This window comes from Bartonella sp. MU70NMGDW (assembly GCF_042194085.1).
Classification (GTDB): Bacteria; Pseudomonadota; Alphaproteobacteria; order Rhizobiales; family Rhizobiaceae; genus Bartonella; species Bartonella grahamii.
The window spans coordinates 11,688-28,134 of sequence record NZ_JBHIMK010000019.1 but is presented as its reverse complement, the minus strand read 5'-3'; the positions used below and the strand labels follow the sequence as shown (position 1 = coordinate 28,134).

The window sequence follows — 16,447 nt, the reverse complement described above, 5'->3', positions numbered from 1 at the left end:
TAAGTTAATCCTTTCAACGCGCTCTTAAGTAACTTCAAAAAAATATTAAATATAATTCCAACTTAAATTTATTAAATTATAATGAAATAACACTTAATTTTACTATTTTTACTTCAATATAAAAAAAAAAGTCAAATTTAGAGAAAAAATACGACGAGCTATTCTAATTTTTATACACCCATATAATTCCCCTCTTTATCATATTGGTGTTTGATGCAATCTATCCATAAAACACCTCTGTGCATTTAAGCTAAGATTACACAAACGAATCAATATTGCAATATTAATTAGAATAAACTCCTATACTACTCTAAAAATCTTACTAATTAAACTTTTTACATTTGTTACTCTTCATGTTAAGTTCGTGGAGCCTTAGCAACAGCTGTTGTAATGCATGAAGCTCCGAAATATCAGATAAATTTTACTTTTTTCCTTATGTGATTCGTATGATACGAAAAAATAAAATCATTTACTGTATTATTGAAACATTTCATAAATTAAAACCACTGATTGTCTAAAATTTCTGCATAATTGTAAGAGAACTTTTTCCTAATGGACAATTTTCTGCCCTTGTTTACAAAACAATGGCGATACATTTTTGTAATAAAAGTTTTATATTCTACAGCTCCTAACCAAAAAGTTTAATTTAAAAATACGCTACTAAAGAAGTGCTTTTTTCTTAATTAAAAAACATATTTTCTTAGAGAGAAAATTTATAACTGTTGAAAATATTTTATTTATAATAAACTTCCTTAAAATATAACAACATATTAATTTACAATAATAATTTATCTTTTACATCATCAAATGTTTGTTTTTCATAGCTATTAAGAGTCTTCTGTTAGCAATTCTTTTATATTGCTAGAAACTGGGGCTTATCGAATTAATTGCGTCTTTTACTCAATAAAAATCTTTATCTTTCCAATCAAAATCTTTGCGTAAAATAGCACCTCTATCACTCTGCAATATATCCACTAAAACTTTGCAACTAATAATAAATATGAGGATAATTTTCCATTTATTAAATAATTCAGCTTTTCTTCGTATTCTCCTACTTCGTACTCTCTCGCTATATCTACCCTAGAGATAAATTTTTATTTTTTCAAATAGATCCTGTAATTTCGAACCAAGATTATAATATTTATTCTTCAGATTTTTCAGTTCTTTTAAAAACTTATTTCGTTCCTGCAAACGCTTATAGTATTCTGCTTTAGAAAATTTTTTCCCAAAATATCTAAATGATAAATACTTATCTTCAATAAATTATATGCTATCTTTAGTATTCTTTCTTTTGTTTTTTAATGTTGGTATTGTTCCTTAGAAGATAAATCAGCGTGAGCGTTTTTATGCCATATATTACAGGGAGTAAAAACTATCGTTAGTAACTTTTGTAATGAAGAAAGCATGTTATCTTGGCTTAAGTTTTTGCTTTTTAGAGAAGATACTTATATGCACGTTCTATTTATTGCGGTTACACCGTCTAAGCTATTTTCTTCATTATATCAATATGTCTTATGATGAAGAACGCAAAATGAATATGTAAGAAGTTCTTTTATTATAAACTTAAATTTTATTCTTATAAAAAATTAATAACTATTTGTTTTTATATAATAATTTTATAAAAACGAGTAACAATTCTGAAACAACAAAGAAGTTTTTAACCAGAATGTTGTTCTGCCATTTCGACAAGCTGTGTCATAATATTCGCTGCTCCAACAAGCCTTTCATCCGCTGTGGACCAATCACGAATAAGAGCGATACTTTGATCTGGTCGAATTTTTGCCATCGAACCTTGTTTTCCAACCCACTGAACAAGAGCAACACTATTTGCAAAATAATTATTGCGAAACTGTATAACAATCCCCTTTGGTCCAGTATCCAATTTTTCTACATGCGCTTTTCGACACAATGTTTTGATATAAAAGACTTTAAGAAGGTGTTGAACTTCAAGCGGTAAAGGACCAAAGCGATCAATTAACTCCGCTGCAAATTCATCAATTTGTTCTAAATCATCAAGTTCTGTTAAACGACGATAAAGCCCCATACGTAATGGCAAGTCAGGCACGAAACTTTCTGGTATCATCACTGTTGTACCAAGTGAAATTTGAGGAGACCATTGCTTATCTTCATTTAGCTCTCCATCTTTTAATTCAGCAACAGCTTCTTCAAGCATTTTTTGATAGAGTTCAAATCCAACTTCTTTAATATGCCCCGATTGCTCTTCACCTAAAAAATTGCCTGAACCACGGATATCCATGTCATGGCTTGCCAATTGAAAACCAGCCCCCAAGGTGTCAAGAGATTGTAAAACTTTAAGACGACGATCAGCAGCAGCTGTTAAAACTTTACCAGCAGGAAATGTAAAGAGTGCATAAGCACGTTGTTTTGAGCGCCCTACCCTCCCTCGTAACTGATAGAGTGCAGAAAGACCAAACATCTCAGCGCGATGCACAATTAGGGTATTGGCTGTTGGAATATCAAGACCAGATTCAATAATGGTTGTTGATAGCAAAACATCATATTGCCCATCATAAAATGCATTCATGATATCATCAAGTTGTCCAGCCGGCATTTGTCCATGAGCCACAACGAATTTCAGTTCTGGCACATGTGTTTTGAGATATTCTTCTACAAAAGTCAGATCAGAAATACGAGGACAAATATAGAAACTTTGTCCGCCACGATAATATTCTCGAAGCAGGGTCTCTCGTATAACAAGTGCATCAAAGGGTGAAATAAAAGTACGAACGGCCATTCTATCAATGGGGGGCGTTGTTATCAATGAAAGTTCACGTACACCCGATAATGCTAACCCTAAAGTGCGTGGTATGGGAGTTGCTGAAAGTGTGAGAACATGAATATCACTTTTAAGCTCTTTTAAACGCTCTTTGTGTTTGACACCAAAATGCTGCTCCTCATCAATGATGAGAAGGCCTAATCGTAAAAAATTAACTGCACCACTTAACAATGCATGGGTTCCAATGACAATATCGATTGTACCATCTGAAACACCTTTTTTTACTTTTGCAAGTTCTTTTGCTTTTACAAGCCTTGAAGCATGTCCAATTTTAACCGGTAATCCTTGAAACCGCGAAATAAATGTCTTGTAATGTTGACGTGAAAGCAAAGTTGTCGGTACAACAACAGCAACCTGATATCCATTTAATGCTGCGACAAAAGCACTTCGAATGGCTACTTCGGTTTTTCCAAAACCAACATCACCGCATATCAAGCGATCCATAGGCTTTCCTGAGGCTAAATCGTCTAAAACAGCATCAATTGCATTCATTTGATCTTCCGTTTCTTCATAGGGAAAGCAAGCAACAAACTCATCAAATGGTCCAACTGGTGGAAGTAAAGCAGGCGCAGCACGAGTTATACGTTCTGCAGCTATACGAATTAATTGCCCTGCCATTTCCAATAAATGTTTTTTAAGCCGAGCTTTACGTGCTTGCCAAGCAACACCCCCTAATTTATCTAAAGTTACCTCTGTTCCTTCTGAGCCATAACGTGAGAGAAGCTCAATATTTTCAACAGGTAAAAAGAGTAAATCACCTCCAGCATATCTAATTTCAAGGCAATCTCGTAAAATTCCAGTGGTTTTGATGGTTTTAAGACCAACAAATTGGCCAATACCGTGGTCGATATGCACAATAATATCACCAGAATTTAAAGCAGAAATTTCAGAAATAAAATTTGTATTATTTTTACGCCGCTTTGGCGATCTTATAAAACGATCGCCAAGGATATCTTGCTCTGCTATAACAGCCAAATCTTCAGCCTCAAAACCATGTTCTATCATGATAACAGCTGCTAATATGCGATCTCGTGGTGTTGCTTTGACAGTTTGCAAGGATTTTGCAACATCTATTTTTTTCAATCCATGCTCATCGAGAACTTGTAACAAACGATTGAGAGATCCTTCACTCCAACACGCTAAAAGCACTTTTTTACCAGCAGTGCGTAAAGATGCGATATGATCAATAACACTTGAAAAAACATTTTTTTCCTGCGCATTACGCTCTTTTACAAAATCATATCCCTGTTTAACATTGGTGTGAATAACAGTTTTTTCCGAACTTTGTGGAATATTAAAAGGCGAAAAATCAATACGCTGTGAAGATTGTTGCACACTTTCCAAAACACGCTCTGGCGTTAAATAAAAAAGACTAGGATCTATTGGATGATAAGAAGTAGAATTTTTTTCATCATTTTCGCGCTCTTTGCGCGCGTTATAATAGTCCTCAATAAGACGATAGCGTTCAATGAAGGCTTCTTCTATGAGATGCTCAAAAACTATCGGTAAGTTGCCACAATGGTCAAAAAAACTATCAAGGTTTTCATAAAAAAATGGAAGCCAATGTTCCATACCGGCAAAACGCCGACCTTGAGCAATTGCTTCATAAAGCATGTTATTTTTTTGTGATAAACCAAATGTACGGGTATAATTGCTCTTAAAACGGCTTATGCGTTCTGGTGTGAGAACAACCTCACTCATTGCCTGTAATAAAAGTTCAGTTTTTTGGCCTGTTGTCCTTTGACTTTCTGGATCAAATATGCGGATACTTTCTAGGGTATCTCCAAAAAAATCAAGACGTAAAGGTTCAACATCCATGGGAGAAAAGATATCAAGTATTCCTCCTCTTACAGCAAACTCACCAACATCACGGACAACCGTAACGCGTTCAAAACCATTGGTTTCTAAAAACTGAATAAGATTTCCCATGTTATTGCGCTGGCCAACACGTGCGTGAATAAGCTGAGCTTCTATCATTTCACGAGGAGGTAACTTTTGCATAATCGCATTTGCTGTTGTTAATATAATTGCAGGATGCGGATCTTTACGTAAATTTGCTATGTGTGCCAATGCTGATAATCGACGTGCCATAACAGAAATTCCTGGTGACACACGATCATAAGGCAAACAATCCCATGCAGGAAATTGAAGTATGGGTAAATTGGGCTCAATAAAATTTAAAACTTGTTGTAAATGAACAATTTTTGTTCCGTCGCGGACAACATAGATGAGCGGTTTACCTTGTGCAATTTCTGAACTTAATTTCGCAAGCGCAAAGGCTTCAAATCCATCAGGAACTCCATCAAAAATCATACGAACAGAATTATTTTTTGGAATAACAATTTTTTTAAATATAGGCATCGGGATTAATAACTTAAGCAAGTACGATAATTGGCAATATCACGAAAAAGTGGACTATCAACTTCAGAGGGTGGCGAAACTTCTCCAGTAATCCATGTGAGTAAATCACGATCATCAAAAGACATAATATATTCAAGTTCAAAGAGCGTTTTATCATTCATTTCAGTAATATGAGTATCGACATAATGTCCAAAAATGAGATCCATTTCACGAATACCGCGACGCCATGCACGAAAAATCAATCGACGACGACGCACATCTAATTGATTTTTGTCAACGACAAAAACTGTCATAAAAAATCTCCTTGAATAAAGTAATATAAACTATTCAATTAGTCGTATAAAATTTGTACCTTGCTTTTAAGGAAGTTCTATAATCTTTTGTTCTTTAAGTGTAATTCGACGATGCATTTGCTTAGCCAAAGCGTAATTATGTGTTGCAATAAGAGCAGAAAGACCCGACTGGCGAACAAGGATAGATAAAGCTTGAAAAACATAAGCTGAAGTTACGGGATCAAGATTTCCTGTAGGTTCATCAGCCAAAAGAACCGAAGGGCCATTTGCTACTGCACGTGCAATAGCAACACGTTGTTGTTCTCCTCCCGATAACTCTGAGGGACGATGGTTAGCACGATGAGAAACACGCAGATACGTCAATAATTTGCGCGCACGATCTTCTGCTATGGATTTTTTTAATCCTGCTATCATTTGCGGTATCATAACATTTTCTAACGCCGTAAACTCTGGAAGTAAATGATGAAATTGATAAACAAAACCAATATCATTTCGTCTTATAGCTGTTCGCTCACTATCAGAGCGCTTTGCACAAGAAATACCCCGTAACATCACATCACCAGCTGTTGGTTTTTCTAATAATCCAGCAATATGAAGAAGTGTTGATTTTCCAGCACCAGATGGTGCAACAAGTGCAACAAGCTCTCCATGATTAAGAATAAAATTCGCTTTATCTAAAACAATAAGCGGCTTATGACTCTCGAAAAAGTGTCTTTCAATCTCTACAAGCTCTAAAATAGCTGTCATTATTCATACCTCAAAGCTTGTACGGGATCTAGCTTAGCAGCACGCCATGCCGGAATGAGAGCAGCAAGAAACGACAAAAATAAAGCCATCATAGCAACCAAGATGGTCTGTTTCCACTCAATTTGTGCAGGCAATTTTGTTAAAAAATAAAGTTGAGGATTAAAAACGTCGACATTAAATAACCAAGATATAAAGTCTTGGATATGATTAATATTAGCGGTCGCGATAACACCTAAAACTAAACCCAATATAGTTCCAATAAAACCAATCATCATTCCTGTAATGATAAATATACGCAAAATCGCACTCTGTTGAGCCCCCATCGTGCGTAAAATCGCAATATCATGACTTTTATCTTTTACAAGCATAATCAGCCCTGAAATAATATTTAAAGCAGCAACAAGAACGATCAGAGAAAGAATGAAAAACATAACATTTCGTTCAATCTGTAAGGCTGAAAAAAAAGCCTGATTGCGTGTACGCCAATCAATTAAATAGACCTGTTGATCAACTGTTTTTTCTACAACAGGTTTTATTTGATCAACAGCATCAGGATCATTTAGAAATAATTCTAAAGACTGAACCTTATCTCCCAAATTAAAAAACATTTGTGCTTCATGGAGAGGCATAAAGATAAATATTGAATCATATTCAGACATACCAACTTCAAAAATAGCAACGACTTTATAAGCTTTCACACGTGGGGTAACGCCAAAAGGAGTCTCATCACCATCTGGAGTAATAATACGAATATCTCTTCCAACTGTCAGCCCCAATTTTTCTGCTAAGCCACTTCCAATTGCAACACCTTCTTCTTCATCAAACCGAGAAATCGATCCTAATTTAATGTTTTGAGAGACTGTTTTAAGCTTTTCTAGATCTTGTTTGCGCATACCACGAACTAATGCGCCAGAGCCACCTTGAACTTCACCTTGAACAAGCGCTTGACCTTCAATAACAGGCAAAGCAAACTTCACACCCTTTGTAGATTCTAAAGAAGAAATAAGAGTCTTATAATCAGAAAAACCAGAATCAACTGTTTGAACAATAAGATGCCCATTCATACCAAGAATACGATTGAGAAGCTCTGTACGAAAGCCATTCATCACCGCCATAACAACAACCAGAGCAAATACGCCCAACATAATCCCAATAAGAGAAATAATTGAAATAACAGATGCAACAACATGTTTTTTATTGGGAATCATGTAACGAAAAGCGATCATCCACTCATAAGATGAAAACCATTTGTCTTTCAGCCTCTTCATAACATTTCCTATTAATTTATAGAAAGTTGGCTGAGTACATCTTCAACCTTTAGAGATTTTTTTACACCTGTTTTTCGATCTTTAATTTCAACTTCATTTTGTGCAATGCTGTTAGGACCAACAATGATTTGCGTTGGCAAACCAATCAAATCCATTGTTGCAAATTTTGATCCAGGACGCTCATTTCTATCATCTAATAATGGATCAAAACCAGCCTCCTTTAATCCCTGATAGAGAAACTCACATGCCTTCGTGCATTTTTCATCATCGGATTTCATATTGATAATTCCAAAATCAAACGGTGCCATCGACTTTGGCCAAATAATACCATTTTCATCATGAGAAGCCTCTATAGCGGCCGCAACAAGACGCGAAGGTCCAATACCATAAGATCCCATAGAGACTACATGCTCTTTTCCATCTTGTCCCATAACTTTTGCTCCCATTGGAGCAGAATATTTCGTGCCAAAGTGGAAAATATGCCCGACTTCAATACCACGCGCTGAAAGACGATTATGATCAGAAACTTTAGCCCACTCCTCTTCATTATGCATTTCTTCCGTCGCTGCATAAAAAGATGTCCATTGTTTAACAATATCATCCAAAACAGCTTTATCACTAAAATCGATTGAACTATCAGGAACAGTAAGTTCAAGAAATTGTTTATCACAGAAGATAGCGCTCTCTCCCGTTTCAGCCAAAATGATAAATTCATGACTGAGTTCCCCCCCTATTGGACCCGTATCTGCACGCATAGGAATTGCTTTTAAACCAAGACGAGAAAAAGTGCGTAAATAAGCAACAAACATACGATTATAAGATGTTTTAGAACCTTCATAATCAAGATCAAAAGAATAAGCATCTTTCATTAAAAATTCTCGTGCCCGCATCACACCAAAACGTGGGCGAATTTCATCACGAAATTTCCATTGAATATGATATAAATTAAGTGGAAGATCTTTATAAGAACGAACATATGAGCGAAAAATATCTGTTACCATCTCTTCATTGGTTGGACCATAAAGTAAATCACGCTTTTGACGATCTTTAATGCGAAGCATTTCCAAACCATAATCATCATAACGACCGCTTTCACGCCAAAGATCAGCAGATTGAATTGTAGGCATCAATATTTCTATTGCACCCGCACGTTCTTGCTCTTCACGAATAATTGTACAAACTTTATCAAGCACTTTTTTTCCCAAAGGAAGCCAAGAATAAATCCCTGATGTTTGTTGTCGAATCATTCCAGCGCGCAACATGAAGCGATGAGAAACAATTTCTGCTTCTTTAGGATTCTCTTTTAAAAGTGGAAGGAAATATTGAGAAAGACGCATTGAAATAATTAACTCCTAATCAGACCTATCATATCGGAACAATTTATCACACCCTCTATTCATCTATAGCCGCATTCTTAATACTTGCAAATATAACGATCTTACTATTTAAAAATTTACCAGGCTTTATTCTTTATTTTTCTTATTTAGCAATAAAATAAAAATGCTCTTCTCTTTTTAAATAACGTAATATGAAAGTTCTTTTACTTTGACCGATGTAAAAAAACTGTACAGATAGGTTTTTTTTGCCAAATTTCATGAACAGCCGCTCTCACTGCACGTCGTGTTGCCTCTCGAATAAGTTCATTATTTTTCTGTTTCATGCGTGGGATATTATAAACTGTATTTTCTATAATATCTAAAAGAATATCTTTTAAACTTTCCCCCTTTCCATTACTTTCAGGTAACCCGAATGTTGTTAGACCTATATCCCCTAATAATTCATGCTTACTATTTATATGGAGAGAAATAGTAACATGACCAGCATAACTTAGTTTGCGACGTTCACGAATCCCTAGTTCATTTTCATCTCCAATTAGGCAACCATCCTTATAGATGCGGCCAACAGGAACTTGATCAACAACTTCTACAGGTTCTGGTGCAAAACGTAACATATGTCCATTTCTGATATCTGTAACAATTTTAATACCCGCTTGACGCGCTAAAGTTGCCTGAGCCTTAAGATGCATTGCTTCCCCATGTACAGGAACAAGTATCTGTGGCTTTACCCAATCATACATCTGTAAAAGTTCTGAACGACGGGGATGACCGGAAACATGAACAAGTGCATCTTCATTCGTGATAATTTCAATACCCAAATCAATGAAACGATTTTGTACCTCAATAATCGCTTTTTCGTTTCCTGGAATACTTCGTGATGAATAAATAACGGTATCACCAGCAGAAAGTGTAATATTTCTCATTCCATCACGTGACAGTTTAGCCAAAGCAGCACATGGCTCACCTTGGCTCCCTGTGACAATTAAAACAAGATCTTTTCGCGAAATGTAACCATAATCATCTTCCGTTACAAATGGTGCTAAACCATTCATATAACCAAGCTCTTGTGCAACCATAATACTTCGCTTAAGGGAACGCCCAATGACAAGCACCTTACGTCCAGCAGCTTCAGCTGCAAGAGCAATAGAACGTATCCGACCAATATTAGAAGAAAAAGTTGCTATTGCAACGCGCCCTTCAGCTTTGGAAATAATCTCAGAAAGACTGGCTTGAACCTGCTGCTCTGATGGAGATATACCATCCCGACACGCATTTGTAGAATCACAAAGTAATGCTAAAACACCTTTTTTTCCTAACGCACGAAATCTTTTTTCATCCGTCACAGCCCCAAGTGAAGGAGTATGATCAATTTTCCAATCACCAGTATGAATCACAGTCCCCAAAGAGGTTGTAATTGCTAAAGATACAGATTCTGGTATTGAATGGTTAACAGCTATAGCCTCTACAGTAAAGGAACCTACCTGAAAACAATCACCAGCTTGAAAAATATTGAGTAAATTTTTTTGAGATTCAAAATCTAATTGTTTTTTAGTTTCCAATAATCCTGCTGTAAAAGGCGTACAGTAAATTGGAACTTGTAGCTTTGGCCATAAATCAAGAACGGCCCCATAATGATCTTCATGTGCATGTGTTAAAACAAGACCCCGTATATTATGTTTTTCACTTTCTAGAAAACGAATATCAGGAAAAACAAGGTCGACTCCTGGTAATTCAGAACCAGCAAAACTAATTCCCATATCAACCAGCAGCCATTCACGAAGATGTTGGGGACCAAATCCGTAAGCAGCTAAATTCATCCCTATTTCACCTACCCCCCCCAGAGGTAAAAAAACAAACTCATTCTTATTAGCTGCAACCATAAACATCTCCCAAAATCATTAAGGTATCTGATGGTAAAATAATTTTTTAATAACAACCTGCATTAATAGAAGCAGCCGAACCAAAATGAATATCTCCAGCTGTTATAATGGCTGTCTGACCATTTTTTTGCTTTATGATGCAGTTAAAATCACTATCAAGACCATCAAAAACACCCTCAATGACTTTTTCATCATTCACCACTTTGACATGTTTCCCAAGGTGAGCAGAATATAAAAGCCATTTTTTTCGGATTATTTCACATCCTTTTGGTTGTTTCCAAAGAAGGTAATTTCTAGAAAAACACTCCGTCAAAACCGTAAATAATTGTTCTGCTTCAATATGCAAACCGATATTCTTTAAGCTTGAAGTGGGATAAGGTGCATCTTCATAATTATATTTCACATTTATTCCAATACCAATAACCAATGCATATTGTTGTGATGACAACTTTAAAATCTCAAGCAAAACTCCAGAGCTTTTAGCTCCTTGTAACAAAATATCATTTGGCCATTTTAAACTCACAATATTGTTTGTCTGATTTTCATCTTTTATCAATTGTTTTATTGCCTCTACCACACTTATTCCAGCAACAAAACCAAGTTGAGCTGCAGTTTGATGAACAATATCATCAATTAATAAAAGACTAGAATAAAGGTTCCCTTTGGGACTAGACCAACTCCTCCCTCTTCTTGCTCTTCCCTGTGATTGTTCTTGTGCAACAATCCAAAGATTACCTTGATGACCAGTTTGCGCTTTTCGTTGCGCAGTGAGATTTGTTGAGTCAACACTATCGTACGCTTCAATAGTGTATCCTTGTTCTTGAGCAAAATCTGATAAAATATAAACCATATTCATTAAAACAATGCAGCTGCTGCTTTTTCTGCTAATTCAGCAAACCAAACTCCAAAAAGTGTATAAAATAAAATAAACAATGCAGAAAGACCAAGACAAAATTGAAGCTCATTCGATAAAACAACAAAATGCGCTTTTGCGTCATCAAACCACATAATTTTAATGACTCGTAAATAGTAAAAAGCTCCAACGACAGACGCTATCATCCCAACGACTGCAAGTGGCGTCAGACCAGCATGGACAGCAGCAGAAAATGTATACCACTTCCCAAAAAAACCAGCCATAGGTGGTACACTGGCTAACGAGAAAAGCTGTATTGTCATAACAATAGCCATAAACGGATTTGTCTTTGCTAACCCTGAAAGATCATAAATATTTTCAACATTGCCATTCTGAGAGCGCATTCCAAGAATAAAAGCAAATGAGCCAATCGTCATTCCAAGATAAATCGTCATATAAAGAATAACACTTTTTATTCCTAGCATATCTCCAGCAGATAAACCAACAAGTGCATAGCCCATATGACTGATCGACGAATAAGCCATTAAGCGCTTAATGTTATTTTGACCAATTGCAGCAAATGCACCAAGTATCATTGATGCAATCGCCATGAAGACCAAAATTTGTTGCCATGCAGGCATCACATTATCAACACGCCCTAGGGGAATAAAGGTCATCACAATAATACGGATGATTAAAGCCATTGCAGCAACTTTAGGGGCACCAGCAAAAAATGCCGTAATCGGTGTTGGCGCTCCTTCATAAACATCAGGTGTCCACATATGAAATGGAACAGCAGAAATTTTGAAAGCCAAACCAGCTAAAATAAAAACAATTCCAAAAATGACCCCCAATTGTAAATTTTTACCTTTTAAAGCAAGAGCAATTTCGTGAAAACCAATTTGACCGGTAAAACCATAAAGTAAAGAAATACCATAAAGCAGCAATCCTGAAGATAATGCTCCTAAAACAAAGTATTTTATACCAGCTTCAGAAGATTTTACATTATTACGATTAATCGCTGCTAAAACATATAAAGCTAAAGATTGCAGTTCTAACCCCATATAAAGCGACAGCATATTACCAGCTGAAATCATAAACATCATTCCAAGGGTTGCTAAAAGAACAAGCACTGGAAATTCAAATATATTAAACTTTTGTGCATTGGCAAAACCAACAGACATGATAAGAGAAAAGAGTGCACCAATAAGCATTAAAATTTTCATATAACGACTAAAGGAATCGATAACGAGCGCATTGGTTTGAAATGAACCATTTTTCGGAAAAACTATAAGAATAATAATAGTTGCCACAAGAAGTGCCATGGCTAAACCTGTCACTGTTAAAGAAGCACGTGTATTGGAATAAACACCAAACATAAGCAACACGACAGCTCCTAATGCGATTAAAAGCTCCGGAAGAATTAAGACTAATTGCGCTATTATTTCAGTTTGCATGTGCATTCTTCCCTTATCTAGTGCAGTTTATTGATGAGGGTTTCTACGGAAAACGCCGTTGCTTTAAGAATAGGCGTTGGATAGATACCAAAGAATATTGTAAGAACAACCATTGGATAAAGGATGAATTTTTCTCTTAAAGAAAGATCTATTAATACTTTTAAATTCTCTTTATCCAAGGAACCAAAAACCACACGCCTATAAAGATAAAGGGCATAGGCTGCCGATAAGATAACACCTGTTGTTGCTAAAACAACAACCAATTTATTTACTTGAAAAACACCTATTAAGGTTAAAAATTCACCCAAAAATCCTGAGCTTCCAGGCAAACCAACATTTGCCATAGTAAAAATTAAGAAAACAACAGCATATTTAGGCATATTATTCACTAAACCACCAAACGCTGAAATTTCACGTGTATGCAAGCGATCATAGATAACCCCAACACAAAGAAACAACGCTGCTGAAACAATTCCATGGGATAGCATCTGATAAATAGCCCCTTGTATCCCTTGTTCATTCGCAGAAAAAATGCCCATTGTCACATACCCCATATGAGCTATTGAAGAATAAGCAATAAGCTTTTTGATGTCATTTTGAACAAGTGCAACCAACGACGTATAAATAATAGCGATAAGTGATAATGTGAAAATCAAAGGTGCAAAATCTGCTGAAGCGATAGGAAACATAGGCAAAGAAAAACGAAGAAAACCATACCCACCTAATTTGAGTAAGACACCAGCTAAAATAACGGAACCCGCTGTCGGTGCTTCCACGTGAGCATCAGGAAGCCATGTATGAACCGGCCACATTGGCATTTTAACTGCGAAAGAAGCAAAAAATGCAAGCCATAACCATATTTGCATATGAGCAGGAAACTGGTAATTGAGTAAAGTTGGTATATCAAGTGTCCCAGCCTCCCAATACATAGCCATAAGAGCAACCAGCATAAGCACTGAACCAAGTAAAGTATATAAGAAAAACTTTATACTTGCATAAACACGACGTGCTCCACCCCATACACCTATAATGATAAACATTGGAATAAGGCTGCCTTCAAAAAAAACATAGAATAGCATTGCATCAAGAGCACAAAAAACGCCAATAATCGCAACTTCTAGAAGAAGAAATGCAATCATATAAGCCTTTAATCTCTCTTTAACATTTTCCCAACTTGCTAAAATACAAAAAGGCAAAAGAAAAGCCGAGAGAACAACAAAAAGAATAGAAATACCATCAACCCCCATATGATAGCTAATGCCCCCCCCTAACCAACTGGACTTTTCAACCATTTGAAAATTTGGGTTGCTAGAATCAAATCCTATCCAAATAATTAAAGAAATAATAAAAACAAATAGAGTCGTAAAAAATGCGACATTACGTATATTATGGCGTGCTACTTCACTATCATCTTTGATAAACAAAATCAGAAGCACACCAATAAGTGGCAAAAATGTAACCGTAGAAAGAATAGGCCAATCGGTCATTAGTTTACGCCCCCGATCATCATCCATGTAATGAGTAATGCAACGCCGATAAGCATTGCAAATGCATAGTGGTAAAGATAGCCTGTTTGCAATCGAACAATTCTATTTGTAATATCAACAACACGCGCTGCGATACCATTAGGACCTAAACCATCAATAATTTTACCGTCTCCCACTTTCCAAAGAAAAGAACCAATTCTAAAGGTAGGACGAACAAATAAAAAGTTATATAATTGATCGAAATACCATTTTTGGTAAAGAAAATTATATGCTCTTGGCATAATACGAACCATTTTCTTAGGAAGAGATGGAATAGAAACATAAAATAAATAAGCTAAAATAAACCCAAGAACCATCGCTATAAATGGCGACCATTTTACCCAATTAAAAACATGGTGGGAATCATGAAGAATGTGATTGTGGCTGCTTGTAAATAATGCTCCCTTCCAAAAAGCATTATACAAGTCACCAAAAAAGTAAGGTTGGAAAACGACACCAGAAAATATTGCTCCAATAGATAAAAGAAAGAGTGGAATCAACATAACTGGAGGCGATTCATGAACATGATGCATAACATCAACTGTTGCCCGTGGTTTACCATGGAATGTCATAAAGATAAGCCGCCATGAATAGAAACTTGTTAAAAAGGCAGCAAAAACAAGAAGATAAAAAGCATATCCTGAAGCAATATTATGGGATGCAAAAGCAGACTCTATAATCGCATCTTTCGAGAAAAAACCTGCAGTCCCGAAAAGTGTTCCTGGAATCCCAACACCGGTCAATGCAATGGTCCCGACCATCATCATCCAATAGGTGACCTTTATATGTTTGCGTAACCCACCCATTTTTCGCATATCTTGTTCATCAGATACAGCATGAATCACAGAACCTGCACCAAGAAACAATAAGGCTTTAAAAAAAGCATGCGTAAAAAGATGAAAGACAGCAGCGCCATAAGCTCCAACACCTAATGCCACAAACATATAACCAAGTTGAGAGCATGTAGAATAAGCAATAACACGCTTAATATCATTCTGCACCAACCCCACAGTTGCTGCAAAAAACGCTGTTGTTGCACCAACAATAATAATCACGGTCAAAGCAGTCGAAGAAAGTTCAAAAATTGGCGACATACGCGCAACCATAAAAACACCAGCCGTTACCATTGTAGCGGCATGAATAAGCGCTGATACAGGGGTTGGCCCTTCCATTGCATCAGGCAGCCAAGTATGTAAAAGAAATTGTGCTGATTTTCCCATCGCACCAATAAATAATAAAAGACATGTAATGGTAATTGCCGTCTGCCCATCAAATTGCCAACCTAAAAATGTCATATTTTGTATAAAGCTATTGTTTGCAGCTTTTGCAAAAATAGAGGCAAAATCAACCGATTGGAATAAAACAAAAATACTAAAGATTCCTAAGAGAAAACCAAAGTCTCCAACACGATTGACCACAAAAGCTTTCATTGCAGCCTTATTAGCAGAATCGCGCTGAAACCAAAAACCAATGAGTAAATAAGAAGCAAGTCCTACACCTTCCCATCCAAAAAACATCTGAATCAAATTATTGGATGTCACCAACATAAGCATCATAAATGTAAACAAAGAAAGATAAGAAAAAAAACGAGACCTTGAAGGATCATGGTGCATATAACCAATTGAATAAATATGTACCAATGCCGAAACACTGTTCACAACAATAAGCATGACAGCTGTTAATGCATCAACATGTAAAGCCCAGTTAAAGCTTAAGTCAGCAACAGTCATCCAATGTAATACCAATACGTCAATCTTTGGAATATGACCAAGTGCAATACTGAAAAATGCTATCCACGATAATATGGCAACAACAACCATAAAGCTACATGTTATCAATTCACTCGCACGATCTCCTATCGTTTTTCCACCCAGTGCAGCAATTAAAAAACCCAAAAGCGGAAGAAAGACAATCGTATAATACATCAC

10 protein-coding genes are annotated in these 16,447 nt (G+C 36.1%); all 10 read right to left on the bottom strand.

Translation table 11 applies throughout. The annotated features are described in order from the left end of the window. Nucleotides 1-1,657 precede the first annotated feature (1,657 nt). A complete protein-coding gene (gene mfd, locus ACFIKE_RS03360; protein ID WP_375648400.1) occupies nt 1,658-5,158 on the bottom strand; it encodes a transcription-repair coupling factor in 3,501 nt (1,166 codons plus the stop codon). A gap of 5 nt (nt 5,159-5,163) precedes the next feature. After that, on the bottom strand, nt 5,164-5,451 hold the full coding sequence (locus ACFIKE_RS03355; protein ID WP_375648399.1) for a succinate dehydrogenase assembly factor 2: 288 nt from the start codon (nt 5,449-5,451) through the stop codon (nt 5,164-5,166). A 66-nt stretch (nt 5,452-5,517) separates the two neighbouring features. Then, the gene (locus tag ACFIKE_RS03350) at nt 5,518-6,198 is read right to left on the bottom strand and encodes an ABC transporter ATP-binding protein (RefSeq protein WP_375648398.1); all 681 of its coding nucleotides are present in this window, start codon (nt 6,196-6,198) and stop codon (nt 5,518-5,520) included. After that, entirely contained in the window at nt 6,198-7,466 is a 1,269-nt protein-coding gene (locus tag ACFIKE_RS03345) for a lipoprotein-releasing ABC transporter permease subunit (RefSeq protein WP_375648397.1), read from the bottom strand. The genes ACFIKE_RS03350 and ACFIKE_RS03345 overlap by 1 nt, the downstream gene beginning before the upstream one ends. Before the next feature lie 11 nt (nt 7,467-7,477). Continuing rightward, on the bottom strand, nt 7,478-8,803 hold the full coding sequence (gene proS, locus ACFIKE_RS03340) for a proline--tRNA ligase (protein WP_375648396.1): 1,326 nt from the start codon (nt 8,801-8,803) through the stop codon (nt 7,478-7,480). Nucleotides 8,804-9,006: 203 nt separating this feature from the next. Then, nucleotides 9,007-10,683, bottom strand: coding sequence for a ribonuclease J (locus ACFIKE_RS03335; protein ID WP_375627303.1), 1,677 nt, complete (start codon nt 10,681-10,683; stop codon nt 9,007-9,009). 46 nt (nt 10,684-10,729) lie between these two features. Further along, complete coding sequence (locus ACFIKE_RS03330; protein ID WP_375648395.1) at nt 10,730-11,539, bottom strand: biotin--[acetyl-CoA-carboxylase] ligase; 810 nt, start codon at nt 11,537-11,539, stop codon at nt 10,730-10,732. Continuing rightward, the gene (nuoN, locus tag ACFIKE_RS03325) at nt 11,539-12,993 is read right to left on the bottom strand and encodes an NADH-quinone oxidoreductase subunit NuoN (protein WP_375627305.1); all 1,455 of its coding nucleotides are present in this window, start codon (nt 12,991-12,993) and stop codon (nt 11,539-11,541) included. Before nuoN ends, ACFIKE_RS03330 begins: the two co-directional genes overlap by 1 nt. Before the next feature lie 17 nt (nt 12,994-13,010). After that, on the bottom strand, nt 13,011-14,480 hold the full coding sequence (locus ACFIKE_RS03320; protein ID WP_375625906.1) for an NADH-quinone oxidoreductase subunit M: 1,470 nt from the start codon (nt 14,478-14,480) through the stop codon (nt 13,011-13,013). Beyond that, nucleotides 14,480-16,444 (bottom strand): NADH-quinone oxidoreductase subunit L, encoded by a 1,965-nt coding sequence (nuoL, locus tag ACFIKE_RS03315; RefSeq protein WP_375627307.1) that lies wholly within the window; start codon nt 16,442-16,444, stop codon nt 14,480-14,482. The genes ACFIKE_RS03320 and nuoL overlap by 1 nt, the downstream gene beginning before the upstream one ends. Between the last annotated feature and the right edge of the window lie 3 nt (nt 16,445-16,447).